A 25,254-nucleotide genomic window follows, 5' to 3' on the forward strand; every position below is an offset into this window, starting at 1 on the left:
GGACCCGGTGTCCGGCCCGGCACCAGGGACTGCGCGGAGGTGGCGGCCATGCGGCGGACGGTCCCCGAGGGGCACGGCCACGGACCGGTGCGCTACGGGCCCTCGGCGCTGCCCGACGACGGGCTGCCGGTGCTGCCGGAGCTGTGCGAGGCGCTGGCCGCCGCCGCGGGACGGCGCCACGACCGGCCGATCGGCGGCGGCGCCGCGCTCCTGGACGCCGCCGCCGGACACTGGGCGCGGCGCGGGCTAGCGACCCGGCCCGAGCGGGTGGCCGCCGCGCCCGGCGCACCCTCCCTGCTGCTCGCCCTGACCGCGGCGCTCGGCGGCGACGTCCTCGTGCCCCGGCCCTGCGCCGCCTGGTGGGCGCCGTCCGCGCGGCTGCTCGGCAGGCCCGCCTTCTCCGTCGCGACACCGGCCGGGAGCGGCGGTGTACCGGACCCGTACGCCCTGCTGGAGACCGTGCGCAGGGTCCGCGCCGAGGGCGGGGACCCGCGACTGCTGGTGCTGTCCGTCGCGGACGACCCGACCGCCACCGTGGCCCCGCCGGAACTGCTGCACCAGACCGTCGAGGCCGCCGCGGGCGAGGGGCTGCACCTGGTGGCCGACGAGACCTGGCGCGACACCGTGCACGCGCCGCACGGCACGGTGCTGCTCAGCCCCGCCGAGATGCTGCCCGAGCGGGTCACCGTCGTCACCGACCTCGCCGGGGCCTTCCTGCCGGGCGGCTGGCCCGCCGCGCTCGCCCGCTTCCCGGCCGGCGCCACCGGCGACGCCCTGCACGCGCGCGTGCTGGACGTCCTCACCGCGCTGGACGCCCGGATCGCCGAACCCGTCGCCGCCGCTGCCGCCTACGCGCTGGACGAACCCGCGCCCGTCACCGCCCGCCGCGCCGCCACCGTGCGCCTGCACGCGCGCGTGGCCCGCGCCGTGCACGCCGCCGTGGTCGGCGCGGGCGCCCTGGCACCGCCGCCGCAGGCGGGCCGCCACCTGTACGCCGACCTCGGCCCGCTGCGTCCCGCGCTCACCGCCCTCGGGGTCGGCGACGCGCAGGAGCTGGAGGACTTCCTCGGCGCCCGGCTGGGCATCGCCGCGCCCGGCGGCCACCGGTTCGGGGACGGCCTCGGAGCCCTGCGGGTCCGGCTGTCCTGCGCGGACCTGCTCGGCGGTACGGACGAGGAGCGCGCGGCCTGCCTCACGTGCCCCGATCCCCTGGAACTGCCGCACCCGCGAAGCGCGTTGATCTCCTTGAGGTCCGCCTTCGACGGTCTCCGTGACGATGCTCGGCGATGGGAGCCTCCTCGATGACGCAGCAGTCCGAGCCGACCACGACCCCGACCGCCGAGCCGATCCCGACCACCGCCCCCACGCCCCCGTCCCCGACCACCACCCCCGCATCCCCATCCCCATCCCCATCCCCGCCCCCGTCCGCCGCCGCCACGGCCACGCGCCCCGGCGGTGCCCCCGCCCCGTTCCCGCCGCTGGCCGAGCCGCGCCCGCTGGGGGAGCGGCGGGTGTGGCCGCGCGCCTTCCACGACCGGCTCACCGCCCCGCTGCCCGGTCTCAAGGCCCTCGCCCGGTTCGCCCGGGAGGGCGCGGTGCGGCCGGGCCGGGAGGGACTGGCCGACGTCCCGCTGCTGCCGTACGAACCGGGGCCGCTGCCCCGCGTGGACCACCGCACCGTCGCCGTCACCTGGGCCGGGCACGCGAGCTGGGTGGTGCGCATCGGCGGGCTGACCGTCCTGACCGACCCCGTGTGGTCCCGCCGCATCGTCGGCACCCCCGCCCGCATCACCCCCGTCGGCGTCCCCTGGGAGGCGCTGCCGCCCGTCGACGCGGTCGTCATCAGTCACAACCACTACGACCACCTGGACGCCCCGACCCTGCGCAGGCTCCCGCGCGACACGCCCGTGTTCGTGCCCGCCGGACTCGGCCGCTGGTTCCACCGCCGCCGGTTCACCCGCGTCACCGAGTTGGACTGGTGGGAGGCGGCCGAACTGTCCGGGGTCCGCGTCGACTTCGTGCCCGCCCACCACTGGTCCAAGCGCACCCTCACCGACACCTGCCGCAGCCTGTGGGGCGGCTGGGTGCTCACCGCGCCCGACGGTCAGCGCGTGTACTTCGCGGGCGACACGGGCTACGGCCACTGGTTCGAGCGCATCGGCCGCCGCTACCCCGGCATCGACCTGGCCCTGCTGCCCATCGGCGCCTACGACCCGCGCTGGTGGCTCAGCGACGTGCACTGCGACCCGGAGGAGGCCGTCCGCGCCGCCCAGGACCTCGGCGCGCGCCGGATGGCCCCGATGCACTGGGGCGCCTTCGTGCTCTCCGCCGAACCCGTGCTGGAACCCCTCACGCGCGTCCGCGCCGCCTGGCACCGGGCCGGTCTGGCCCGCGAGGACCTGTGGGACCTCCCGGTGGGCGCCTCGGCGGTCCTGCCGTCCTGACCGGCGCGCGGCCTCGCCAGGAATTCCTGCGCACCCCCTGCGGGCACTGTCCCGCCCCGCCGGTCAGCCCGAGCGGTGCACCGGCGCCGAGCGGCGCAGCCGTCGCCACACCGCCGGGGCCGCGCCGACCAGCACGGTCACGGCGATCGCGGCGGCCACGCCCTCCCACGGCTCCCGGAACAGCGACCCGCCGAGGATGCCGATCACCTGGTACGTCGCCGCCCAGGCGAGACAGGCGGGCAGGTTGCCCCGGGAGAAGCGGCGCAGCGGCCACTGGGCCAGCAGACAGGCCAGCATCACCGGTATGCGCCCGGCCGGCACCAGCCGGGAGAGGACCAGCACCGCCACACCGTGCTCGGTGAGCTTCTCCTGCGCCTGCGCGAGCCGGTCCTCGGGGGCGCGCGAGCGGATCGCCTCCAGCCAGCGCGAGCCGTTCTTCGAGCCGAGCCCGCGCCGCCCCAGCCAGTACAGCGCGGCGTCCCCGAGGAACGCGGCCAGCGCCGCCGTCACGAACACCAGCGCCAGCGAGAACGGCGCCGTCTGGTGCACGGCGACCACCGCCGCCGAACTGACCAGCGCCCCGGTCGGCACCACCGGCACCAGCGCCCCGATCAGCACCAGCAGGAACAGCGAGGGATAGCCGAGTGCCTGCTGGGTGGACTCCGGCGGCACCACCGTCGTGACGGCGGCGGCGAGCCGTATCACCGGGCGACCTCCGGCCGTACGCTCTCCCCGTGCCCGAGCCGGTGCACCGCCACCTGGGGCGCGCGCAGCGCGGCATGGCGCACGAACTCCTCGCCCGGCGCGTAGAACTCATGGGGGCGCACGGCGTCCATCCCGATCGGCCAGTACGTGCCGTAGTGCACCGGGACGGCGCTGCGCGGCGCGAGCCGGGCCAGCGCCTGCGCCGCCCGCCCGGCGTCCAGATGGCCTTCCCCGAGGTACGGCCCCCAGCCGCCCACGGGCAGCAGCGCCACGTCCACCGGCCCGACCTCCTCGGCCATCGTCTCGAACAGGCCGGTGTCCCCGGCGAAGTACGTCCGGGCGGCGCCCTCGACGACGTAGCCGAGCGCCGGTGAGCGGTGCGGTCCCACGGGCAGCCGGCGCCCGTCGTGGCGCGCGGACACCACCCGGACCACGAGCCCGCCCGCCTCGAACCGGTCGCCGGGCGCCACCTCGGTGATCCGCAGCCCGGCCAGCCGGCGCAGCCCCGGCACCGCCCGCGCCGCGCCGCGCGGCACCAGCACGCGGGTGCCCGGGGCGAGCCGGGCCAGCGAGGGGAGGTGCAGATGGTCGGCGTGCAGATGGGAGACGAGCGCGAGGTCGGCCTGCCAGGCGTCCGGCGGCGGCGGTGCGCCCCGGCGGCGGCGCAGATGCGCGAGCCGGCGGGCGAACAGCGGATCGGTCAGCACACGCACGCCCGAATCCTCGACCGTGCACGTCGCGTGACCCCACCAGGTGATCTCCACCGGCACCTTCTTTGCCTCCTTCGCGCGACTCCCCCTGAGCCTACGTGCAGGGGTAGGGTCGGCGGGCAGAACCCGGAGGTGAGGGAGACTCCATGGGAGATGTGCGGGACGCTCGCGGCCAGGGCGTCGCGACGCCGGTCCGCGTGACGGCGATCGCCAGTCTGACCCCCCTGGAGGAGCTGAACGAGGACCCCTTCCTCGTGGACTCCCGCAGTCAGTACGCGATGTGCGCAAGCTGGGCCGCCGAGCACGGCTATGTGATCGCGCGGGAACTGCTCGTGGGCGGGCTGCGCACCGACCACCGCGCCCTGTGGGAAGGCGTACGGCCGGGCCTGGACCTGTTCGTGGCGCCCAGCCGCCGGGTGCTGGAGCGGGCGCTGTCCTCCGTGGAGGAGTTCACCGCGGAGTGCGCGCGGCGCGGGGTGCGCGTGGAGACGGTCGGCACCGCCGAACCCTGCTACGACGCCCAGATGAAGGCCCGCGTCCACCGCCGCCTGTCCATGCCGACGGCGGGCTACGACGGCCGCTGACCGGCTCTGACGCGCCGCCCGGCCCGGCGGGGCCCGGCCGCCTGTGGACAACGGGCCGGTGGGGGCCCGCGGCCTGTGGACGACGGGCCGGTGCGCTCCGGCCGTGTGACAAGCTGGACCGGGCCCGTGCGGACGACCCGGGCCGGGACGTGAGGTGCGGACGTGCGAGGCGGGTGGTGGCGGCGGGCCGCCAGTCAGGCGGGACGGAGCATCACGGTGTGGGCCGTCTCCACGGTCACCATGCTGGTGCTCGCCGGGATCCTGCCGGACTTCCGGCTCCAGTCGGCCGACGGCGACAGCGCCACCACCATCGCGGTGACCGCGGCCCTGGGCGCCGGTGCCTTCGGTGTCCTCTCGGCCGTCGTCTGGCCGCTGCTGGTCCGGCTGCTGCTGCTCGTGCCCGCGCTGGTCCTCGGGCTGCTGGTGTTCTTCCTCAACGGCTCGCTGCTGCTGCTCGCCCTGCGCGTCAACCCCTCCGGGCACCCGCAGGCGGCCCCCGAGACCGCCGTCATCGTGGCCGCGGTGATGTCCGCGGTGGCCTCCGCCACCGGCGGCGCCCTCGCCGTGCGCGACGACGAGGCGTACCGCCGCAGACTCCACCGGCTCGCCGACCGCCGCCGCAGACGGCAGCCGCCCTGCTCGGGCACGCCCGGCACGGTCCTGATCCAGCTCGACGGCGTCGGCCACGACGTGCTGCGGGACGCCGTGGACCAGGGCCTCATGCCGACCGTCGCCCGCTGGCTGGGCACCGGCACCGGCGCGGAGACCGCCCCGGGCGCCGCCGCGGACATCACCCCGGGCCGCCCGCCCACCCACCGCCTCACACCCTGGCGCACCGACTGGTCCAGCCAGACCGGCGCGAGCCAGCTCGGCATCCTGCACGGCAGCAACCACGACATCCCCGCCTTCCGCTGGTACGAGAAGGACACCGGCGAGGTCATGGTCTGCAACCGGCCGGCGAGCGCGGTCGAGCTCCAGCGCCGCGCCGTCGCCCGCACCGGCGACGACGGACTCCTCGGCGACGACGGCGCCAGCCGCGGCAACCTGTTCAGCGGCGGCGCCGGGGAACTGGCCCTCGTGCTGTCCGTCTCCGCGCGCCGCGGCCGCGGCACCCGCTCCCGCGCGGGCTACTTCGCCTACTTCTGCGACCCCGCCAACGCGGTGCGCACCGCCCTGTCCTTCGGCGCCGAGGTGGTCCGCGAGATCGGCGAGTCGCTGCGCGCCCGCGTCCGGGGGCAGCGCCCGCGCGTCTCCCGCGGCGGGCTGTACCCGCTCGTCCGCGCCTTCGCGACCGTCGTCGAACGGGACGTCGTCGTGGCCGCCGTGATGGGCGACCTGCTCGCGGGCCGCACCGCCGTCTACGCCGACCTGGTCGCCTACGACGAGGTCGCCCACCACTCTGGACCGCACAGCCGGGACGCCGCGAAGGTGCTGCGCCGCCTGGACCGTTCCCTGGCGCTGATCGAGAAGGTCGCCGAGCACGCCCCGCGCCCCTACCGGATCGTCGTCCTGTCCGACCACGGCCAGAGCCCCGGCGAGACCTTCCACGCCCGCTACGGCCTCACCCTCGGCGACCTGGTCCGGGCCGGCTGCGGACTGCATGTGCCCCGCAGGGCCGAGCGCACCCGCAGCGGCGCCGAGGCGCGGGCCGCCGTCCGGGCCGCGCTGCGCCGCCCGGCCGAGGAGCCGCGGGAGCGGCAGCCCGCAGGCCGCCGCAGCGAACCCGTCGTCCTGGCCTCCGGCAACCTGGGCCTGGTCTCCTTCCCGGACGTCCCGCACCGCATGAGCCGCGAGGAGATCGACGCCCGCCACCCCGCGCTGCTGCCCACCCTCGCCAACCACCCCGGCGTCGGCTTCCTGCTGGTGCGCAGCGAGGAGCACGGGGGCGTGGTGCTCGGCGCGCGCGGCGCGGAGACACCCCTCGCCGCCCTCGGCACCGATCCCGGACCGCTGGCCGTGTTCGGACCCGGCGCGGCCGACGCGGTGCGCCGCACCCACTCCTTCCCGCACACCGCCGACATCATGGTCAACTCCTGCCACGACCCGGACGACGGCGAGGTGCTCGCCTTCGAGGAGCAGATCGGTTCCCACGGCGGGCTCGGCGGGCAGCAGGGCCGCCCCTTCCTGCTGTCGCCGCTGCTGTGCTCCCCGCCGGCCGAGGGCGGCGCCGAGATCGTCGGCGCCGAGCAGGTCCACCGGGTCCTGCGCCGCTGGCTGGCGGAGGCCGCCGCTGCCGCCGACGCCCCGCGGGTGCCGCGTCCGGCCCGGCCGGAGGAGGAGCGGGCCGCCTGACCGCTCGGCCCGCGCACGAGGCCGGACGGAGAACGTCGGGCGGCGCACCCCGTTCGGCGGGTACGCGCGGCGCGGATGTGATCGGATAGGGGCGAACGAACCCCGGAAACGGGTACCTAGGCGAAAGGTATGGAACACACCGTGGCAACCACGCGCACCGCTCACACCGTCTGGGAAGGCAACCTGCTTCAGGGCAACGGCGTCGTCACCTTCGACTCCTCCGGTATCGGCGAGCAGCCGGTGTCGTGGCCGTCGCGCGCCGAGCAGGCCAACGGCAAGACCAGCCCCGAGGAGCTGATCGCCGCCGCCCACTCCAGCTGCTTCTCGATGGCGCTGTCGCACGGCCTGGCCGGTGCCGGCACCCCGCCCACCAAGATCGAGACCAAGGCGGACGTGACCTTCCAGCCCGGTGAGGGCATCACCGGCATCCACCTGACCGTCGAGGGCTCCGTCCCCGGCATCGACAACGACGCGTTCGTCGCCGCCGCCGAGGACGCCAAGAAGAACTGCCCGGTCAGCCAGGCCCTGACCGGCACGACGATCACCCTGGACGCCAAGCTCGTCTGACGCGTCCCGCGCATCGCCCGGCGCCGCGCCCCCGCTTCTCGCGAAGGGGGGTGCGGCGCCGTCGTGTTCCCGGCCCGCCTGGGTACCCGGACGGGGCGCAGAGCAGCGGCGGAAGCGCAGGGGAGAGCAGGGGAAGCAAAGCAGGGAAAGCAGGGAAAGCAGGGAAAGGGGACGGCCATGGCACGCGCGGTCGGGATCGATCTCGGGACGACGAACTCGGTGGTGGCCGTCCTGGAGGGCGGCGAACCCACGGTCGTCGCCAACGCGGAGGGCGCGCGGACCACCCCGTCGGTCGTGGCGTTCGCCAAGAGCGGCGAGGTGCTCGTCGGCGAGGTCGCCAAGCGGCAGGCGGTGACGAACGTGGACCGCACCGCCCGCTCCGTCAAACGCCACATGGGCGACGCGCACTGGCGCTTCCCCGAGGAGGGCTCGGTCGACGGCACCCGCTACCGGGCGCAGGAGCTGTCCGCCCGGGTGCTCCAGAAGCTGAAGCGGGACGCCGAGTCCTACCTCGGCGAGGACGTCACCGACGCGGTGATCACCGTGCCCGCCTACTTCGACGACGCCCAGCGGCAGGCGACCAAGGAGGCCGGGGACATCGCCGGTCTGAAGGTGCTCCGGATCATCAACGAGCCCACGGCCGCCGCCCTCGCCTACGGCCTGGACCGGGGCGAGGAGCAGACCGTCCTCGTCTTCGACCTCGGCGGCGGCACCTTCGACGTGTCCCTGCTGGAGATCGGCGACGGCGTCATCGAGGTCAAGGCCACCAACGGCGACACCCACCTGGGCGGCGACGACTGGGACCAGCGGATCGTCGAGCACCTGGCGAGCCGGTTCCAGGGGCAGTACGGGATCGATCTGCGCGCCGACAAGATGGCGGTGCAGCGGCTGCGCGAGGCCGCCGAGAAGGCCAAGATCGAGCTGTCCTCGTCCACCGAGACCTCGATCAACCTGCCCTACATCACGGCCTCCGCCGAGGGCCCGCTGCACCTGGACGAGAAGCTCACCCGCGCCCAGTTCCAGGAACTCACCGCCGATCTCCTGGAGCGCTGCAAGAAGCCGTTCCACCAGGCCGTCCAGGACGCGGGCGTCAAGCTGTCCGCCATCGACCATGTGATCCTCGTCGGCGGCTCCACCCGGATGCCCGCCGTCACCGAACTGGTCCGCGAACTCACCGGCAAGGACCCGCACAAGGGCGTCAACCCCGACGAGGTGGTCGCCGTCGGCGCCGCCCTCCAGGCCGGGGTGATCCGCGGCGACGTCAAGGACGTGCTGCTGCTCGACGTCACCCCGCTGTCCCTCGGCATCGAGACCAAGGGCGGCATCATGACCAAGCTGATCGAGCGCAACACCACGATCCCCACCCAGCGTTCGGAGATCTTCACCACCGCCGAGGACAACCAGCCCTCCGTCGGCATCCAGGTCTACCAGGGCGAACGCGAGATCGCCGCCTACAACAAGAAGCTCGGCGTCTTCGACCTCACCGGGCTGCCGCCCGCCCCGCGCGGGGTGCCGCAGATCGAGGTCGCCTTCGACATCGACGCCAACGGGATCATGCACGTGTCCGCCAAGGACCTCGCCACCGGCCGCGAGCAGAAGATGACCGTCACCGGCGGCTCCGCCCTGCCCAAGGACGACATCGACCGCATGATGCGCGAGGCCGAGCAGTACGCCGAGGAGGACCGCACCCGCCGCGAGGCCGCCGAGACCCGCAACCAGGCCGAGCAACTCGTCTACCAGACCGAGAAGTTCCTGCGCGACAACGGCGACCGGGTGCCCGCGGCGACCAGGAGCGAGGTCGAGTCGGCCGCCGCCGAGGTGAAGTCCCTGCTGGAGAAGAACGCCGACACCACCGCCCTGCGCACCGGCGTCGACCGGCTCGCCACCGTCAGCCAGCAGATGGGCCAGGCCCTGTACGCCCAGGCGCAGCAGCAGAGCCCGCCCGAGGGCGCCGCCGGACCCGCCGGGACCGGCGGCGCCCAGGACGACGAGGGGGTGGTGGACGCGGAGATCGTCGACGACGACCGCGGCACGAGCGGCGGCCGCGACGACGGCGAGGGCCCGAAGGGCGACGCCTCCTGACCCGCGCGCGGGGTGTACGCCCCCGGCGGCTTCCGTACGGGCGGGCCCGGGTCAGGGGCTGACGGCCGTGCCCACGTGCACCGGCAGATGCCCTCCGCGCCCGCGGGCAGTACGGCGAATCGCCCCGGTGAAACGGGTAGACCGGCGTACCGGTGGGTGAGCTGGCCCGCACGTGGTCGGCGGCGCCCTCCGCCGTACCGCGCTGTCGTCGGCGGAGGGCGGCCGGGATCCGGCGGCCCGGCTCACCGCCCACCGGTTGGTCGCCCCCGGCGTCCGGCCACCAGCCGCCGACCCGCGCCGGGTGCGGACGGCCGGTGCCGAGCCGCGTGCGGGTGTCCGGTCCGGCCGGTCCCGTCGTACGGCTGTACGGCCGTACGGCTTCCCGGCCGTCCCGGTCAGTACCTCTCGCGGCACTCCCGCAGCAGCTTGCGGGTGCGCTCGGCGGTCGCCGCGCGGGCCGTCATGTGGTCGAGGACCTCCAGATGCGCGGAGACCTCCTTGCGCGAGTCCAGATACAGCGCGCCGGTCAGATACTCGGTGTAGACCAGGTCGGGCAGCTCCGGCTCGGCGAAGCGGAACAGCGAGAACGGCGCGTACGTCCCCGGATGCGGGCCGTCCGCGAACTCCGCGACCTGCACCGTCACCCGGTCCCGCTCGGTGTACTCCAGCAGCTTGTCCAACTGCTCGCGCATCACCGCGCCGCGGATGCTCACCGGCCGCAGCAGCACCGTCTCCTCGACGATCACCCACAGATGCGGCGCGTCCGGGCGCTCCAGCAGCTCCTGACGGGCCATGCGCAGCGACACATGCCGCTCGATGGCCTCCGCGCCCGTCTGCCCGACCGTCCCGGCCTCCAGCACGGCGCGCGCGTACTCCTCGGTCTGGAGCAGTCCGGGCACGAAGTGCGGCTCGTAGGAGCGGATCAGCCGGGCCGCGCCCTCAAGGCTCACGTACAGGCTGAACCACTCCGGCAGCACATCGTGGAACCGCTGCCACCAGCCCGGCTCGTTGGCCTCCTCGGCCAGCCGCACGAAGGTGGCCGCCTCCGCCTCGCCCACCCCGTACGTCGCCAGCAGCATCTGCACATAGGGGATCTTCAGGGAGACCTCGGCCAGCTCCATGCGCCGCACGGTCGCCGCGGTCACCCGCAGCACCTGCGCGGCCTCCTCGCGGGTGCGGCCGGCCGCCTCCCGCAGCTCCTGGAGCCTTCTGCCGAGCACCACCTGACCCACGGTGGGCGCGGGCCGCCGCTCACTCACGCCACGCCTCCCGACCCGTGCCGACAACCGCGCAGCAGTCTGTCACACCACCTCAAGCCGACAGCGAACGAAGGTACTTCACCGTCGCCGGGTCGGCGGGCAGGAACGTCTCGATCGCCAGCTCCGCCACCGTCACGTCCATGGGCGTGTTGAACGTGGAGATCGACGACACGAACGACAGCACCTGCCCGTCGTGCTCGATCCGCATCGGCAGCGCGAAGTACGGCACCTCCCCGGCCGGTTCCTCCGGGACGCCGCCCGGCTCCGGCTCCGGCACCGGGTACGCGGCCACCTCCTCGTACAGCGCGCGCAGTGCCTCCGAACGGTCCAGCGCGATCTGCCGCTCCATCTGCGCCAGCAGATGCCCCCGCCACTCGCGCAGATTGCGGATGCGCGGCGCGAGGCCCTCCGGGTGCAGCGTCAGCCGCATCGCGTTCAGCGGCGGCGCGAGCAGCCGCTCGGGGACGCCCTCCAGGAGCATCGCCACCCCGCGGTTCGCCGTCACCACGTCGTACACCGCGTCCACCACCAGCGCCGGATACGGCTCGTACCCCTGGATCAGCCGCTCCAGACCCTCCCGCAGCGCGCCGAGCGCCGGATCGTCCAGCGGCGTCTCCGGATAGCGCGGCGCGTAACCGGCCGCCAGCAGCAGCGCGTTGCGCTCGCGCACCGGCACCTCCAGCTGCTCCGCCAGCCGCAGCACCATCTCCTCGCTCGGCCGGGAGCGGCCCGTCTCCACGAAACTGATGTGCCGGGCCGAGGAGTCGGCGCGCAGCGCCAGCTCCAGCTGGCTGATCCGCCGCCGCTCCCGCCAGGCCCGCAGCAGCGGCCCCGCACCACGGCCCGAGGGGGCGGTGGGGACCCGGACGTCACCGGTCGCGAGAATGGTCATACGTACGACCGTAGTCGAAACGCTGTCGAGGAGTGACCGCATGAACGAGCTGGGGAAGCCGTCGGGGGAAGCGGTGGCCGTGTACCGGGCGAGGGTCCGCGGCTGTCTGCTGGGCGGCGCCGTCGGGGACGCCCTCGGCTATCCGATCGAGTTCAGCGCCCTGGAGCGGATCCGGGCCACCCACGGCCCGCGCGGCCTCACCGGCCTGGTCACCGCACCCACCGGGGCCGGGGCCGTCGGCCTGGTCAGCGACGACACCCAGATGACCCTGTTCACCGTCGAGGGCCTGCGCCAGGCGCACCAGCAGGGCCACGGCCCGCGCCTGGGCAGCGCCGGGTTCCGGCTGGTGCGCTGGGCCTACGAACGCTGGCTGGAGACCCAGCGCCGCACCGGACCGCACGAGAGCGAACTCGCCCAGCCCTCCGGCGGCTCCTACGCGGGCCCGCGCGGCGGACTGGTCACCGAAGGGTGGCTGTACTCCCGGCGCGCGCCCGGCAACGCCTGCCTGTCCGGCCTCGCCCTGGACCTCGTGCCCGACCCGGCCGCCCCGCTCGGCCCGCCCGGACCCATTAACTCCGACTCCAAGGGCTGCGGCGCCGTGATGCGCTCGGCGCCCTTCGGGCTCACCGGCGCCACCGCCGAGGAGGCCTTCGACAGCGCCGCCCGCTGTGCCCAGACGACCCACGGCCACCCCACCGGCTACTACGCGGCCGGTGCCCTCGCCGCGATCGTCGCGCACCTGGTGGACGGGGAGTCCGTGGAGGGCGCCGTGCTGCGCGCGCTGCGCCTGCTCGGCCGCCACCCCGGCCACGAGGAGACCACCGCCGCCCTCACCCAGGCCCTCGACCTGGCCGCCGAGGGCGCCCCGAGCGCGGAGCGGGTGGAGCGGCTCGGCGCCGGGTGGATCGCCGAGGAGGCCCTGGCCATCGGCGTCTACGCGGCCCTCGCCGCCCCCGGGACCGAGGAGGCGCTGCTGCTGGCCGTCAACCACTCGGGCGACAGCGACTCCACCGGGTCGGTCTGCGGGAACATCCTCGGCGCCCGGCACGGCGACCACGCCCTGCCGCACCCCTGGGTGGAGCGCGTGGAGGGACGGGCCCGGATCGCCGTCCTGGCCGACGACCTCGCGGCCGCCTGCCTGCCCGGCTGAGCCACGCGGCGCCCGCCGGGCCGGTTCCCGGCGGGCTTCCTGTGGCAGGCTGAACGGGGCAGGCCGTACCGGCACGCCCCGAGACCGCCGCCGCGGGCCGCGCCGCCCCGCGGCGCCCAGGAAGGGAGCCGGCCCATGGCCGTCGCACCGCTGCCGCACCAGGAGATCGAGGACCGGCTGGCCGATCTGCCCGGCTGGACCCTCGACGGGGACTGTCTCACCCGCACCTACCGGCTCGGCTCGCACATCGCGGCGGCCGCGCTCGTGGTGCACATCGCCCAGGTGCAGGACGAACTCGACCACCACTCCGACCTCACCCTCGGCTACCACACCGTCCACCTGAGCGTGAACACGCACAGCGTGGGCGGCGCCGTCACCGAACTGGACCTCCGGCTCGCCCGCCGCGTCCAGGACCTCGCACCGGCCCACGGAGCGAGCTGAACCACGCCAGGACCAGGGGGGAACCGCGTGCTGGACTACGACGAGGAAGCCGAACGCTACGACGCGGCGCGCGGCGGCGAGCCCCGGGCCGCCGCCGCGGCCGACGCCGTGCTGAGCCTGCTGGACCCGGGCGGCACGGATCTGCTGGACGCCGGGTGCGGCACCGGCATCGTCACCCGCCGCCTCGCCGCCGCCCGCCCCTGGGGACGGGTGGCCGGTGTGGACCTGGCGCCCGAGATGACCCGCCGGGCCGCGGCGCGGCTGCCCGGCGCCGTCGTCCGCGCCGACCTGCGGCACCTGCCCTTCCCGGACGGCGCCTTCGACGCGGTCGTCAGCGTCTGGCTCCTGCACCTCGCCCCGAGCGCCGCCGACGCCCGCGCCATGGTCGCCGAGTGCGCCCGGGTGGTGCGCCCCGGCGGGGTGTACGTCACCACGGTCGACAAGGCCGCCGCGCACAACGTGGGCAGCGACATCGACGCCGCCCTCGCCTCCCGGCCGCCCAGCCCCGCCCGGGACGAGGCCCGGCTGGTCGCCGGGTACGCCGCGGCGCACGGCCTGGTCCCGGCCGGAGCGGCCCGCTTCCCCGGCCTCGGCCAGGGGCGCAGCCCGCGCGGCACCATCGCCGACCTGCGGCGCGGCTGGTTCGTCACGCTGCCGCCCGGCGATCCGCTCGCCGACGGCTTCGCTGCCCGGCTGGCGGCCCTGCCCGACCAGGACCGGCCGCGTCCGGACCCGGTCTTCAGCCTGCGGGCGTTCCGCAGGCCGGATGCAGGCTGAGCGTCCGGCCCGCGCCGCGCCCGCACGCCGGGCGTGCGCGCGGGCGGTGCTCGGCGTCCTGCTGATGTCAGGGAGGCATGGGCGGGGGATCCTCTCCGTGCGGCTCGGACAACGGGGGAGGAACGACAGACCTTGACCAGTGGGAGCGCTCCCATAGTGCGGACGTGTCAGGGCACGGTCAAGAGCTGGACGCTGCGAAAACATTCGAGCCTCCACTGACGGGCCGTGACGTCGGAAAGTCGGCGCCAGAGCGGCGGGGCGCCGACGGAGCGCCGACGAAAAGTCAACGGAAAGTCACCGGCCCCCTGTTCTCCGGCGGGACTTGGCGCTACCTTCACTCGCACCAGTGGGAGCGGTTCCATCAGTCGGTGCGTCCCTTTCGACGCGCCCGGTCTGCAAGGAGTCGCTCATGCGCCACCCCCGCTCTTCCCGCTCCTCGCCGCCACCCGCCCGCACGGGCCGGTGCGACGACGGCGCCTTCCCGGACCCCGGCCGCACGGCCGCCGGACCGCGCGGCCACCTGCGCGCCCGCACCCCCTGACACACCCCTCCCGTACCGGCACGCCCCTCCCGCACGCCGGGCGGGCCGGACGCCCGTGCGCCGGTGGCGCGGATCCCCGCGCCACCGGCACGTCAGCAGGTTCCAGGCCCCATCCCACAGGACAGGTCCCAGGTCCCATCCCACAGGAGGAGTTCCCCACCCATGAGCCGCAGCAGAACAGCGATGCTCGCCGCCCTGACCCTGGTCGCCGGGGGCACGGGTCTTGCGCTCACCGCCGTCCCCGCGGGCGCGAGCGCCGCCGCCGCGCCCTGCACCGTCGACTACCAGGTGCAGAACCAGTGGAACACCGGCTTCACGGCCGCCGTCACCGTCACCAACCACGGCGCCGCCAAGTCGGCCTGGACCCTGAAGTGGTCCTACGCCGGGGACCAGAAGGTCACCAGCGGCTGGAACGCGCGGATCACCCAGAGCGGAACCGCCGTCACCGCCGCCAACGAGAGCTACAACGGCACCCTCGCCACCGGCTCCGGCGCCACCTTCGGCTTCCAGGGCACCTACAGCGGCACCAACGCCGTCCCGGCCGCCTTCACCCTCGACGGAGCGGCCTGCGACGTCGCCGGCGGCGGCACCACGGACCCGGGCGGCGGCACGACTGACCCCGGCGGTGGCACGACCGACCCGGGCGGTGGCAGCACCGATCCGGGCGGACGCGCGGCCAACCCGTACGAAGGCGCCAAGGTCTATGTGAACCCCGAGTGGTCCGCGAAGGCCGCCGCCGAACCGGGCGGCAGCCGCGTCGCCGGTCAGCCCACCGCCGTCTGGCTCGACCGGATCGCCGCCATCGGGGGCGTCGATGGCGGGATGGGCCTGCGCGACCACCTCGACGAGGCGCTGAAGCAGAAGGGATCGGGCGAACTCGTCGTCCAGCTGGTCATCTACGACCTGCCGGGACGCGACTGCGCGGCCCTCGCCTCCAACGGCGAACTCGGCCCCGCCGACCTCGGCAGGTACGAGACCGAGTACATCGACCCGATCGCGGCGATCCTGGCCGATCCCGAGTACGCCGGGCTGCGCATCGCCACCGTCATCGAACCCGACTCGCTGCCCAACCTGGTCACCAACGCCGGCGGTACCGACACGACCACCGACGCCTGCGTGACCATGAAGGCCAACGGCAACTACGAGAAGGGCGTCGGCTACGCCCTGAGCAAGCTCGGCGCCGTCCCCAACGTCTACAACTACATCGACGCCGCCCACCACGGCTGGCTGGGCTGGGACTCCAACCTCGGCCCGTCCGTGCAGGAGTTCCGCGCCGCCGCGACCAGCAACGGCGCGAGCGTGGGCGACGTGGCCGGATTCATCGTCAACACGGCCAACTACAGCCCCACGACCGAGCCGTACCTCAAGGTCACCGACAGCGTGAACGGGCAGACCGTGCGCCAGTCCAAGTGGGTGGACTGGAACCAGTACGTGGACGAGCAGTCCTACGCCCAGGCGCTGCGCGGCCAGTTGGTGGCGGCCGGGTTCGACTCCGGCATCGGCATGCTCATCGACACCTCCCGCAACGGCTGGGGCGGCTCCGCGCGTCCGGCCGGAGCCGGGCCGCTGACCTCCGTGGACGCCTATGTCGACGGGGGGCGTGTCGACCGCCGTATCCACGCGGGCAACTGGTGCAACCAGAGCGGCGCGGGGCTCGGCGAACGGCCGACGGCGGCCCCGGCCGCCGGGATCGACGCCTATGTGTGGGTGAAGCCGCCGGGGGAGTCGGACGGGTCCAGCTCCGCCGTCTCCAACGACGAGGGCAAGGGCTTCGACCGAATGTGCGACCCGACGTACGGGGGCAACGCGCGCAACGGCAACAGCCCCTCGGGCGCGCTGGCCGACGCGCCGCTGGCCGGGCACTGGTTCTCCGCCCAGTTCCGGCAGCTGATGCAGAACGCGTACCCGCCGCTGTCCTGACCGGGAGGGCGCGGGGGTGATCCGCCGGGGCCGGTCCGGACCGGCCCCGGCGGATCGCACGGCCGCGCCGCAGGTCCCCGCCGCTCGTTGCCAGGAGCGGAAATCCGTGCCTGTTTTTTGCGGTCCCGGCAAGGGAACTGGCCCCGGCGCGGTGCGGCGGCGCACGCTGGCCGCACCGAGACGAGAGGCAGACCACCATGGCGCAGGAGCACGCGGGCCACCAGGGTCCGCACCACCACGGCCACCACGGCCACCAGGATGGTGCCCAGGGGGGCCGCCCCGGGCACCACCACGATCACGGCGACCTCGACTGGGCCGTGCTGGCGCCGCTGCTGGAGTCCCAGGCGGAGCTGTTCGCCCCGATGTACCGGGAGGCGATGGCCTGGCTGGGCGAGTCGGCGCCCGAGCCCGGTCTGATCGTGGACGCGGGCAGCGGTCCCGGCGTGGTGTCCTGTCTGTTCGCCGAGGCGTTCCCGGGCGCCCGGGTGGCGGCGGTGGACGGCTCGGCCCCGCTGCTGGAGCTGGCCCGCGCCCGCGCGGACCGGCTGGGTCTGGCCGACCGCCTCACCACGGTGACCGGTGAACTGCCCGGCGCGCTGGACGAGGTGGGCTACCCGGCCGATCTGCTGTGGGCCAGCAACAGCCTGCACCACCTGGGTGACCAGCGGGCCGCGCTGGCCGCCTTCGCCGAGCGGCTGGCCCCCGGCGGCACGCTCGCCCTGCTGGAGGGCGGTCTGCCGGCCCGCTTCCTGCCCCGCGACATCGGCTTCGGCCGCCCCGCGCTCCAGGCCCGGCTGGACGCGGTCGAGGCCGACTGGTTCACCCGGATGCGCGAGGACCTGCCGGGCTCGGTGACCGAGACCGAGGACTGGCCCGAACTGCTGGCCTCGGCCGGGCTGAAGCCCACCGGCACCCGCACCTTCCTGCTGGACCTGCCCGCCCCGGTCTCCGGACCGGCCCGCGCCTATGTGGCCGCGACCCTGGCCCGGATGCGGGAGGGAACGGCCGAGGAGCTCGCCGCCGCCGACCTGGCCGCGCTCGACCGCCTGCTGGACCCGGAGGACGAGGCGAGCGTGCACCGCAGGAAGGACGTCTTCGTGCTGAAGGCGCACACCGTGCACACGGCCGTCCGCACCGCCTGACGCGTACGGCCTGACGCGTACGGCCTGACGCGTACCGCCTGACGCGTACGGCGCCGCGGACGGGGCGGGCGGGTCCGGTGCCGTGCACCGGACCCGCCCGCCCGGCCGCTCAGTTGGCGGCGATGAACTGCTTGGCGAGCTTGTCGCCGAGGGTGACGGCCGCGCTGTGGCTCTCGATGGGCGACGCCTTCGAGTTCTTGAACAGGATGTACGTCACGCCGGAGTCGGCGCCGCCGGTCTCCGGGTCGGGGTCGATGCCGAGGGCCTTGGCGGTGGCGTACGACGCCTCGCCGATGATCTTGCTCGGTCCGGTGTCGCCGACGACGGCGTACTCGACCTTGTTGTTGTAGATGACGGCGACCACGCCGCCGCCCTTGATGCCGGAGTCGGCGTAGTTCCAGATGCTGCTGGAGCTGGGCACCACGACGTACGGCAGCGACTCCGCCTTGAGCGGCTTGTCGTCGGACTGGTGGAACCGGGTGTCGTCCTGGTACCAGGGGTCGCGGTCCTCGTTGCAGTTGGTGGTGCGCTGCCCGTCGCAGTCGATGTCCATGTCGGCCTTCCAGAACACCGCGCCGTTCTTGCCGCACACGGGGACGGTGGCCGAGGTCTCGTCGTCGGTCTTGTACTTGCCGTTGGAGATCTGCGAACAGGACTTCACCTTGGCGAGCAGGTCGGCCGCGCTGACCGAGCCTTCCTGGGCGGAGCGGGGAGCGGTAGCGCCGGAGGCACGGGCCGGGAGTACTCCGGCGGCGAGCAGGGCGGCTCCGGAGGCGGCGGCGAGGGCCAGAGTTCGTACGCGCACGGTGGGGGGAACCCTTCTGTTAGGAAACTTTCCTGACCGGGTGCGATACAAGGTGGCCCCTTGGCCATGTGCGCGTCAAGGGTGGCGTACGGGGATGTCCGGACCGCGGGGACGGGAAGTGCCCCGCCGCCACCGCCGTGCGGCGGTGGCGGCGGGGCACTCACGCACAGGGGGCCGGTCCGGCCCGCCGGGTCAGACGACCTCGAACTCCGCCGGATGCGGGCCGAGGCGCCGGTCCTCGTTCAGGGCGCTGATCGCCGCGAGGTCCTCGTCGTCCAGGCTGAAGTCGAACACCTCGATGTTCTCCTTGATCCGGGACGGCGTCACCGACTTCGGGATCACGATGTTGCCGAGCTGGAGGTGCCAGCGCAGCACCACCTGGGCCGGGGTGCGGCCGTGCTTGCGCGCGATCGCCACGATCGCCGGGACCTCCAGCAGGCCCTTGCCCGAGCCGAGCGGCGACCACGCCTCGGTCGCGATGCCCTGCTCCGCGTGGTACTCGCGGGCGGCGCGCTGCTGGAGGTGCGGGTGCAGCTCGATCTGGTTGACCGCCGGGATCACCGAGGTCTCGGCGATCAGCTCCCGCAGATGCTCCGGCAGGAAGTTGGAGGTGCCGATCGCCCGGACCCGGCCGTCGGCGAACAGCTTCTCGAACGCCTTGTACGTGTCCGTATAGGTGCCCTTGGACGGCATCGGCCAGTGGATCAGGTAGAGGTCCACGTACTCCAGGCCGAGCTTGGCCAGGGACGTGTCGAAGGCGCGCAGGGTGCTGTCGTACCCCTGGTCGCCGTTCCAGAGTTTCGTGGTGACGAAGAGGTCCTCGCGGGGCAGGCCGGAGGCCGCGACGGCCCGGCCGGTGCCCTCTTCGTTGCCGTAGATCGCCGCGGTGTCGATGCTGCGGTACCCGGCCTCCAGAGCGGTGGTGACCGCGCGCTCTGCCTCGTCGTCCGGCACCTGCCAGACGCCGAAGCCCAGCTGGGGCATCTCGACGCCGTTGTTGAGGATGATCGGGGGGACCTGGCTGCTCACGAGGTGTGGATCCTTCGGTCGACGTGAAGTGGTACTCCTATCGTCAACGATCACGAGCCGTGCCGCATTCCTGACCGTGGGATCCGGCCGGAATCACCACCGCGCGAGCCGGTCCGCACCCGCGGCTCACCCCCGGTACAGCGCCTCCACCTCGGCCGCGTACGCGTCCTCGATCGCCCGGCGCTTCAGCTTCAGGGACGGCGTCAGCAGACCGTGCTCCTCGGTGAAGGGCTGGGCGAGGATGCGGAAGGTGCGGATGGACTCGGTCTGGGACACCAGGGTGTTCGCGGCCACCACCGCGCGCCGCACCTCGGTCTCCAGATCCGCGTCGTGCACCAGCTCGGCCGGGCCGCGCCGCGGCTTGTTGCGCATCTGGAGCCAGTGCTCGACGGCCTCGTGGTCCAGGGTGACCAGGGCGGCGACGTACGGGCGGTCGTTGCCGACGACGATGCACTGCGCGACCAGCGGATGGTCGCGCACCCGCTCCTCCAGCACGCCCGGTGCCACGCTCTTGCCGCCGGAGGTCACCAGGATCTCCTTCTTGCGGCCGGTGATGGTGAGATAGCCGTCGTCGTCGAGGACGCCGAGGTCACCGGTGGCCAGCCAGCCGTCGTGCAGCGCCTCGTCGGTGGCCTTGGGGTCGTTCAGATAGCCCTGGAAGACATTGCCGCCGCGCAGCCAGACCTCGCCGTCGTCGGCGAGGTGCACGGTGACCCCCGGGATGGGCCGGCCGACCGTGCCGTAGCGGGTGCGGTCCGGCGGGTTGGCGGTGGCCGCCGCCGTCGACTCGGTCAGCCCGTAGCCCTCGTAGATCTGCACCCCGGCGCCCGCGAAGAACAGGCCGAGCCGCCGGTCCATGCCCGAGCCGCCGGACATCGCGTTGCGGATCCGGCCGCCCATCGCGGCCCGCACCTTGGCGTACACGAGCTTGTCGAAGAGCTGGTGCTGCACGCGCAGCGCGGCCGACGGGCCCGGCCCGAAGCCCCACGCCTTCGCCTCCACCGCGTCCGCGTACTTCACCGCCACGTCCACCGCCTTCTCGAAGGCCCCCTCCCGGCCCTCCTTCTCCGCCTTGCGCCGGGCCGCGTTGAACACCTTCTCGAAGATGTACGGCACCGCCAGGACGAACGTCGGCCGGAACGCCTGGAGGTCCGGCAGCAGCGCGGCCGCGTGCAGGTGCGGCTGATGGCCGAAACGGACCCGGCCGCGGACCGCCGCCACCTCCACCATCCGGCCGAAGACGTGCGCGAGCGGCAGGAACAGCAGCGTCGACGCCTCGTCGCCCCGGCGGGAGTGGAACACCGGCTCCCACCGGTCGAGGACCGTGTCCGCCTCGGTCATGAAGTTGCCGTGGGTGAGGACGCAGCCCTTGGGGCGGCCGGTGGTGCCGGAGGTGTAGATGACCGTGGCGACCGACTCCGGTGTCACCGCCTCGCGGTGCCGGTGCACCACCTCGTCGTCCAGGGGCGCGCCCGCCTCGTTCAGCTCCTGCACCGCGCCCGCGTCGAGCTGCCACAGCCGGCCGAGGCGGGGCAGCCGGTCGATGACGGTCGCGATCGTCATGGCGTGGTCCTCGTGCTCCACGACCGCCGCCGACACCTCCGCGTCGTACAGCATCCAGAAGCACTGCTCGGCCGAGGAAGTGGGGTACACCGGCACCACCTGGGCGCCGATGGTCCACAGCGCGAAGTCGAACAGCGTCCACTCGTAGCGGGTGCGCGACATGATCGCGACCCGGTCGCCGAAGCGCACGCCCTGGGCGAGCAGCCCCTTGGCGAGGGCCAGCACCTCGTCGCGGAAGCCGGCGGAGGTCACCTCCCGCCATCCGCCCGAGGCGTCCTTGCGGCCGAGCGCGACGTACGACGGGTCGGCCTCGGCGTGCTGGAACACGGCGTCGGCCAGGCCGCCCACCGGCGGTGCCGACGCCGACGGAGGGCTGGTGAACTCGCGCAAACCCCGCTCCCGCTTCCGTTCCCGCTCCGGTTCGACTCCCGGACGCCTGTGACGCTCCGCACAGCGCCGTGAAAGCTACCCCACGGAAACCGGGGCCCCGGGGCGGGCCGGAAGCGGACGGCGGTCGCGTCCGCCCAGGTCAGCGACGGAAAAAGCGCTCACATGGGGCAGGGTCGGACAGAAGATCCCGCGGTTCAGTGAGTTTCGGTGCCGGTATCTCCACCGAATCTGTACGACCCCCTGACCCTCCCGTGGCCGGATCGGCACCTCCGGCGCACGGGCGGACGGGTGTAAGGGGCCGGGTCGACCGGCGGGCGGACGGGTGCACGGACGGAGCCGCGGACGGGCGCCCGGTCACCCCTGGGACACCGTCTCCTTCCCCGGCAGCGGGCGCGCCCCGGACCGGGGCGCCGTGCCCCGCGGGCCGCGCGGCGGCCGGACCAGCACCGCCACCAGCACCGCCGCCGCCAGCCCCGCGCACCCGGCCACCAGCAGCGCCGCGTCGAGACCCGAGGCGAAGGCCGCCCGCAGCGTGTGCTCGGGGAACGAGCCGCGCAGCGCCCCGGCGCCGCCGCCCGCCAGGGTGTGCGCCGCCTCGCGCGGCAGCGTGTCCCGCATCCGCGAGGCCAGTACGGTTCCGGCCACGGCCACCCCGAGCGCGTACCCGAGCTGCCGCACGGTGTTCACCGCGCCGCCCGCCATACCGGCCCGCTCCGGGGGCACCGCGGCCAGCGCCGCACCGGCGACGGTCGGCGAGACGAGCCCGGTGCCCGCACCGACCAGCACGAACCCCGGGATCAGCGCCGTCCAGGTCGAGCCCGCACCCAGCACCGCCTGCGCCAGGCAGCCCGCGCCGATCAGCAGCAGCCCGCCGCCGATCGTGCGACGCGCCGGTGCCCCGTGCAGCAGCCGCCCGGCCGCGATCGCGACCGCCATCGCGGCCACCGTCATCGGCAGCAGCGTCAGACCCGCCCGCACCGGGCTCATGCCCAGCAGCGTCTGCATCCACAGCGACAGGTACGGCGTCGTCCCGAACGCCACCCCGTTGAAGACGAACCCGCCCGCCATCACCCCCACGAACGCGGGCACCCGCAGCAGCGACAGATCGAGCAGCGGATGCGCCGCCCGGCGCTCCACCAGCACGAAGCACACCAGCGCCGCCACGGCCAGCGCCGAGGCGCCCAGCGTCGCGGCGGAACCCCAGCCGTCCTCCCCGGCCCGCACCACGGCGTACGTCGCCCCGCCCGCGAAGGCGGCGAAGGCCACCGTGCCCAGCCAGTCGATCCGCGCCCCCGCGCGCCCCTTCGACTCCGGGACCATCCGCAGGGTCAGCCAGATCGCCGCGACGCTCACCGGAAGGTTCACGAAGAAGATCCACCGCCAGCCGGGCCCCTCCGTGAGCACCCCGCCCAGCACCGGCCCGACCGCAGCGGCACCGCCGCTCACCGCGCCCCACACCCCGAGCGCCGCCGACCGCTGCCGCCCCTGGTAGACCGAGCCGAGCAGCGGCAGCGTCGTCGCGAACATCGCCGCGGCGCCCACCCCCTGCACGGCCCGCGCCGCCACCAGCGTGCCCGGCCCGGACGCGAGCCCGCACAGCAGCGACGCCACCGCGAACAGCACCACCCCGGCCACATGCACCCGCCGCCGCCCCAGCGCGTCGGCCGCCGCCCCCAGCCCCAGCAGCAGCGCGGCCAGCGCCAGCGCGTAGCCGTCCACCACCCATTGCAGATCGCCCAGCGACGCGTGCAGCGCCCGCGCCATGTCCGGCAGCGCGACGACCACGATCGTCACGTCCAGCAGCAGCATGAACGTGCCCAGGCACACCGCCGTCAGCGGCCCCCACGTACGCATGTCTCTCCCTCGCTCCTCGTCACCGGTACTCCGTCACCCGGTACTCAGCGCCGGACCGGGGCCCGCGCGCCTCCCCGTACGATGGGCGGCGCGCGGCGGATCCCGGCGGAGTATGGCCGGTGGGCGCCGGAACCCGACAGCAGAGAGGGCGATCACAGTGGAATCCTCCGTCGGAGCCATCGCGCCACCGGTGCTGGAATCGGACCTCTTCGACCGGCTCGACCTGCGGATCCTGTCCGCGCTGGAAGTCAACGGACGGGCCTCCTTCAGCCGGATCGGGGCGGTGCTCGGCGTCTCCGACCAGACCGTGGCCCGCCGCTACCGCCGGCTGTGCGCGGAGGGCGGGCTGCGGGTGGTGGCGGTCCGCGACCCCGAACGGCTCGGGCAGGACCAGTGGATGCTGCGGCTGCGCTGCGTGCCGGACACCGCCCAGACGATCGCCGACGCGCTCGCCAAACGCCCCGACACCAGCTGGATCGGGCTCGCGTCCGGCGGGACCGAGGTGGTCTGCGGGATGCGGCCGCGCAGCGCCGGTGACCGCGACGACCTGCTCCTCGGCAAGCTGCCGCGCACCCCGAGCGTCGTGGAGATCCGCGCCCACCAGCTGCTGCACCGCTTCTTCGGCGGCCCGGACGGCTGGCTGCGCAAGTTCCGCGCGCTCACCGACGCCGAACGCGCGGCCCTGCTGCCCGCCCCGGTGCCCACCGCCGGACCGCCCCGGATCGACCCCGAGGACGAACCGCTGGTCGCCGTCCTGGAGCGCGACGGCCGGGCCGCGCTGCCCGAACTCCAGCGCGCCACCGGCCGCTCCGAGTCCGCCGTCAAGCGCCGCCTGTCCGCGCTCGTCGCCTCCGGCGCCCTCTACATCGACGTCGAGTACCACCCCGAGACACTCGGCCAGCACATCGGCGCCGCCCTGTGGATCACCACCGCGCCCGCCGCCCTGCACTCCGTCGGGCAGGCCCTCGCCGCCCACACGGAGATCGCCTACGTCACGGCCACCGCGGGGCAGTCGAACATCATGGCGACCCTCGTGGCCCGGGACACGGCGAGCCTGTACGCCTACCTCAGCGGCCCCCTCGGTGCCCTGCCGGGCGTCCGGCACGTGGAGGCCACGCCGTACCTGCGGCGCGTCAAGCAGCTCACCTATCCGCGTCCGGCGCACTGACGGGGTCGGCGGGCGGGGAAGGGGGCGGAGAACGGGCGGGGAAGGCGGAGGGCCGGTCAGCGGTGGTGGAGGCCCTCGCCCCCGGCGAGGACCGCCGCGGCCAGCGCGTCGGCCGCGTGCTGGGCCGAGGGGCGGTGGCGGCCGTGGACCAGGACGAAGTCGACCCCGCCCAGCTCCGGCAGCCCGGCCCGCTCCGGGACCGGCACCAGGCCCGGCGGGACCAGCCCGCGCGCGTGCGCCATCACCCCCAGGCCCGCGCGGGCTGCGGCGATCAGCCCGTTGAGGCTGCCGCTGGTGCACACGACGTGCCAGGGGCGGCCCTGTCGCTCCAGCGCCCGGAAGGCGAGCGCCCGGGTGATCCCCGGCGGCGGATAGACGATCAGCGGCACCGGACGCCCGGGATCCAGGCGCAGCCGCCGCGCGCCGATCCACACCAGCCGGTCGTGCCAGACCGGTTCCCCCCGGGGATCCTGCGGGCGCCGCTTGGCCAGCACCAGGTCCAGTTTCCCGGCGGCGAGCTGCTCGTGCAGGGTGCCCGACAGTTCCACCGTCAGCTCCAGGTCGACCTCGGGGTGCGCATGGCGGAAGCCCTCCAGGATCTCCGGCAGCCGGGTCAGCACGAAGTCCTCCGAGGCGCCGAAGCGGAGCCGGCCGCGCACCCGGGTGCCGGTGAAGAACGCCGTGGCCTGCTCGTGCACCTCCAGGATCCGGCGGGCGAACCCGAGCATGGCCTCGCCGTCCTCGGTCAGCTCGACCGAGTGGGTGTCACGGTTGAACAGCGGCCGTCCGGTGGCGTCCTCCAGCCGCCGCACATGCTGGCTGACGGTCGACTGGCGCAGCCCGAGCCGCCGGGCCGCCCGGGTGAAGCTGAGCGTCCGGGAGACCGCGAGGAACGTACGCAGCTGAGCGGGGTCGTACACGGCACCAGGCTACCCGCGC

At 74.6% G+C, this 25,254-nt stretch carries 22 protein-coding genes; 13 read left to right on the top strand and 9 right to left on the bottom strand.

The annotated features are described in order from the left end of the window. Window positions 1-48: 48 nt before the first annotated feature. Both B086_RS0138410 and B086_RS0138415 read left to right on the top strand, forming a co-directional pair. On the top strand, window positions 49-1,305 hold the full coding sequence (locus tag B086_RS0138410) for an aminotransferase class I/II-fold pyridoxal phosphate-dependent enzyme (protein ID WP_026253215.1): 1,257 nt from the start codon (window positions 49-51) through the stop codon (window positions 1,303-1,305). Next, window positions 1,302-2,444 carry an MBL fold metallo-hydrolase gene (locus B086_RS0138415; protein WP_078531328.1) on the top strand — a complete coding sequence of 381 codons (1,143 nt, stop codon included), beginning with the start codon at window positions 1,302-1,304 and terminating at the stop codon, window positions 2,442-2,444. The genes B086_RS0138410 and B086_RS0138415 overlap by 4 nt, the downstream gene beginning before the upstream one ends. A 63-nt stretch (window positions 2,445-2,507) precedes the next feature. Here B086_RS0138415 and B086_RS0138420 read toward each other — a convergent pair whose 3' ends face one another. Continuing rightward, complete coding sequence (locus B086_RS0138420; RefSeq protein WP_018571762.1) at window positions 2,508-3,149, bottom strand: DedA family protein; 642 nt, start codon at window positions 3,147-3,149, stop codon at window positions 2,508-2,510. Beyond that, window positions 3,146-3,919, bottom strand: a complete 774-nt coding sequence (locus tag B086_RS0138425) for an MBL fold metallo-hydrolase (protein WP_018571763.1) — start codon at window positions 3,917-3,919, stop codon at window positions 3,146-3,148. The genes B086_RS0138420 and B086_RS0138425 overlap by 4 nt, the downstream gene beginning before the upstream one ends. Window positions 3,920-4,005: 86 nt before the next feature. On the opposite strand from B086_RS0138425, the gene B086_RS0138430 reads away from it, so the two are divergent. The 4 genes from B086_RS0138430 (at window position 4,006) to dnaK (ending at window position 9,384) form a co-directional block, all read left to right on the top strand. Continuing rightward, the gene (locus B086_RS0138430) at window positions 4,006-4,443 is read left to right on the top strand and encodes a hypothetical protein (RefSeq protein ID WP_051115996.1); all 438 of its coding nucleotides are present in this window, start codon (window positions 4,006-4,008) and stop codon (window positions 4,441-4,443) included. A gap of 162 nt (window positions 4,444-4,605) precedes the next feature. Then, window positions 4,606-6,735: an alkaline phosphatase family protein gene (locus tag B086_RS0138435; RefSeq protein WP_037874630.1), complete on the top strand. Its 2,130-nt coding sequence runs from the start codon at window positions 4,606-4,608 to the stop codon at window positions 6,733-6,735. A gap of 141 nt (window positions 6,736-6,876) precedes the next feature. Continuing rightward, window positions 6,877-7,302 carry an OsmC family protein gene (locus tag B086_RS0138440; RefSeq protein ID WP_026253216.1) on the top strand — a complete coding sequence of 142 codons (426 nt, stop codon included), beginning with the start codon at window positions 6,877-6,879 and terminating at the stop codon, window positions 7,300-7,302. A 177-nt stretch (window positions 7,303-7,479) separates the two neighbouring features. Next, entirely contained in the window at window positions 7,480-9,384 is a 1,905-nt protein-coding gene (gene dnaK, locus B086_RS0138445; RefSeq protein ID WP_018571767.1) for a molecular chaperone DnaK, read from the top strand. A 395-nt stretch (window positions 9,385-9,779) separates the two neighbouring features. Here the strand turns inward: dnaK and B086_RS0138450 are convergent, their stop codons facing one another. Further along, window positions 9,780-10,643 carry a helix-turn-helix domain-containing protein gene (locus B086_RS0138450; protein WP_018571768.1) on the bottom strand — a complete coding sequence of 288 codons (864 nt, stop codon included), beginning with the start codon at window positions 10,641-10,643 and terminating at the stop codon, window positions 9,780-9,782. Between the two features lie 52 nt (window positions 10,644-10,695). Further along, on the bottom strand, window positions 10,696-11,535 hold the full coding sequence (locus tag B086_RS0138455; RefSeq protein ID WP_018571769.1) for a helix-turn-helix domain-containing protein: 840 nt from the start codon (window positions 11,533-11,535) through the stop codon (window positions 10,696-10,698). A 40-nt stretch (window positions 11,536-11,575) separates the two neighbouring features. Here B086_RS0138455 and B086_RS0138460 point away from each other — a divergent pair, with 40 nt between their 5' ends. From B086_RS0138460 to B086_RS0138485, 6 genes are all read left to right on the top strand, one after another. After that, on the top strand, window positions 11,576-12,685 hold the full coding sequence (locus B086_RS0138460) for an ADP-ribosylglycohydrolase family protein (RefSeq protein WP_018571770.1): 1,110 nt from the start codon (window positions 11,576-11,578) through the stop codon (window positions 12,683-12,685). Window positions 12,686-12,820: 135 nt separating this feature from the next. Then, window positions 12,821-13,126, top strand: coding sequence for a 4a-hydroxytetrahydrobiopterin dehydratase (locus tag B086_RS0138465; protein ID WP_018571771.1), 306 nt, complete (start codon window positions 12,821-12,823; stop codon window positions 13,124-13,126). A gap of 27 nt (window positions 13,127-13,153) precedes the next feature. After that, entirely contained in the window at window positions 13,154-13,903 is a 750-nt protein-coding gene (locus tag B086_RS0138470; protein WP_018571772.1) for a class I SAM-dependent methyltransferase, read from the top strand. 409 nt (window positions 13,904-14,312) lie between these two features. Continuing rightward, entirely contained in the window at window positions 14,313-14,444 is a 132-nt protein-coding gene (locus tag B086_RS46040; RefSeq protein WP_018571773.1) for a hypothetical protein, read from the top strand. A 162-nt stretch (window positions 14,445-14,606) separates the two neighbouring features. Then, window positions 14,607-16,364 (top strand): glycoside hydrolase family 6 protein, encoded by a 1,758-nt coding sequence (locus B086_RS0138480; RefSeq protein ID WP_026253217.1) that lies wholly within the window; start codon window positions 14,607-14,609, stop codon window positions 16,362-16,364. 197 nt (window positions 16,365-16,561) lie between these two features. Further along, window positions 16,562-17,506 carry a class I SAM-dependent methyltransferase gene (locus B086_RS0138485; protein WP_018571775.1) on the top strand — a complete coding sequence of 315 codons (945 nt, stop codon included), beginning with the start codon at window positions 16,562-16,564 and terminating at the stop codon, window positions 17,504-17,506. A 109-nt stretch (window positions 17,507-17,615) separates the two neighbouring features. On the opposite strand, the gene B086_RS0138490 is transcribed toward B086_RS0138485, so the two are convergent. The 4 genes from B086_RS0138490 to B086_RS0138505 all read right to left on the bottom strand — a co-directional run bounded on the left by B086_RS0138490 (window position 17,616) and on the right by B086_RS0138505 (window position 23,147). After that, window positions 17,616-18,311, bottom strand: coding sequence for a glycoside hydrolase family 75 protein (locus tag B086_RS0138490; protein WP_018571776.1), 696 nt, complete (start codon window positions 18,309-18,311; stop codon window positions 17,616-17,618). Between the two features lie 192 nt (window positions 18,312-18,503). Further along, window positions 18,504-19,340, bottom strand: coding sequence for an aldo/keto reductase (locus B086_RS0138495; protein WP_018571777.1), 837 nt, complete (start codon window positions 19,338-19,340; stop codon window positions 18,504-18,506). Window positions 19,341-19,466: 126 nt separating this feature from the next. Then, complete coding sequence (locus tag B086_RS0138500; protein WP_018571778.1) at window positions 19,467-21,293, bottom strand: AMP-dependent synthetase/ligase; 1,827 nt, start codon at window positions 21,291-21,293, stop codon at window positions 19,467-19,469. Between the two features lie 354 nt (window positions 21,294-21,647). Then, on the bottom strand, window positions 21,648-23,147 hold the full coding sequence (locus tag B086_RS0138505) for an MFS transporter (RefSeq protein WP_018571779.1): 1,500 nt from the start codon (window positions 23,145-23,147) through the stop codon (window positions 21,648-21,650). Window positions 23,148-23,304: 157 nt separating this feature from the next. Between B086_RS0138505 and B086_RS0138510 the strand changes: the two genes are divergently transcribed. Continuing rightward, window positions 23,305-24,315 carry an Lrp/AsnC family transcriptional regulator gene (locus B086_RS0138510; protein WP_234029440.1) on the top strand — a complete coding sequence of 337 codons (1,011 nt, stop codon included), beginning with the start codon at window positions 23,305-23,307 and terminating at the stop codon, window positions 24,313-24,315. A gap of 56 nt (window positions 24,316-24,371) precedes the next feature. Here the strand turns inward: B086_RS0138510 and B086_RS0138515 are convergent, their stop codons facing one another. After that, window positions 24,372-25,235 (bottom strand): LysR substrate-binding domain-containing protein, encoded by an 864-nt coding sequence (locus B086_RS0138515; RefSeq protein ID WP_018571781.1) that lies wholly within the window; start codon window positions 25,233-25,235, stop codon window positions 24,372-24,374. Window positions 25,236-25,254: the final 19 nt, after the last annotated feature.

Source organism: Streptomyces sp. PsTaAH-124 (genome assembly GCF_000373685.1).
Lineage (GTDB): Bacteria > Actinomycetota > Actinomycetes > Streptomycetales > Streptomycetaceae > Streptomyces > Streptomyces andamanensis.

Bases quoted from the DNA above. Each gene is read 5' to 3' on its own strand.
- B086_RS0138410 (WP_026253215.1), top strand. From the start codon at position 49: ATGCGGCGGACGGTCCCCGAGGGGCACGGCCACGGACCGGTGCGCTAC.
- B086_RS0138415 (WP_078531328.1), top strand. From the start codon at position 1,302: ATGACGCAGCAGTCCGAGCCGACCACGACCCCGACCGCCGAGCCGATC.
- B086_RS0138430 (WP_051115996.1), top strand. From the start codon at position 4,006: ATGGGAGATGTGCGGGACGCTCGCGGCCAGGGCGTCGCGACGCCGGTC.
- dnaK (WP_018571767.1), top strand. From the start codon at position 7,480: ATGGCACGCGCGGTCGGGATCGATCTCGGGACGACGAACTCGGTGGTG.
- B086_RS0138455 (WP_018571769.1), bottom strand. From the start codon at position 11,535: ATGACCATTCTCGCGACCGGTGACGTCCGGGTCCCCACCGCCCCCTCG.
- B086_RS0138460 (WP_018571770.1), top strand. From the start codon at position 11,576: ATGAACGAGCTGGGGAAGCCGTCGGGGGAAGCGGTGGCCGTGTACCGG.
- B086_RS0138465 (WP_018571771.1), top strand. From the start codon at position 12,821: ATGGCCGTCGCACCGCTGCCGCACCAGGAGATCGAGGACCGGCTGGCC.
- B086_RS46040 (WP_018571773.1), top strand. From the start codon at position 14,313: ATGCGCCACCCCCGCTCTTCCCGCTCCTCGCCGCCACCCGCCCGCACG.
- B086_RS0138480 (WP_026253217.1), top strand. From the start codon at position 14,607: ATGAGCCGCAGCAGAACAGCGATGCTCGCCGCCCTGACCCTGGTCGCC.
- B086_RS0138485 (WP_018571775.1), top strand. From the start codon at position 16,562: ATGGCGCAGGAGCACGCGGGCCACCAGGGTCCGCACCACCACGGCCAC.
- B086_RS0138505 (WP_018571779.1), bottom strand. From the start codon at position 23,147: ATGCGTACGTGGGGGCCGCTGACGGCGGTGTGCCTGGGCACGTTCATG.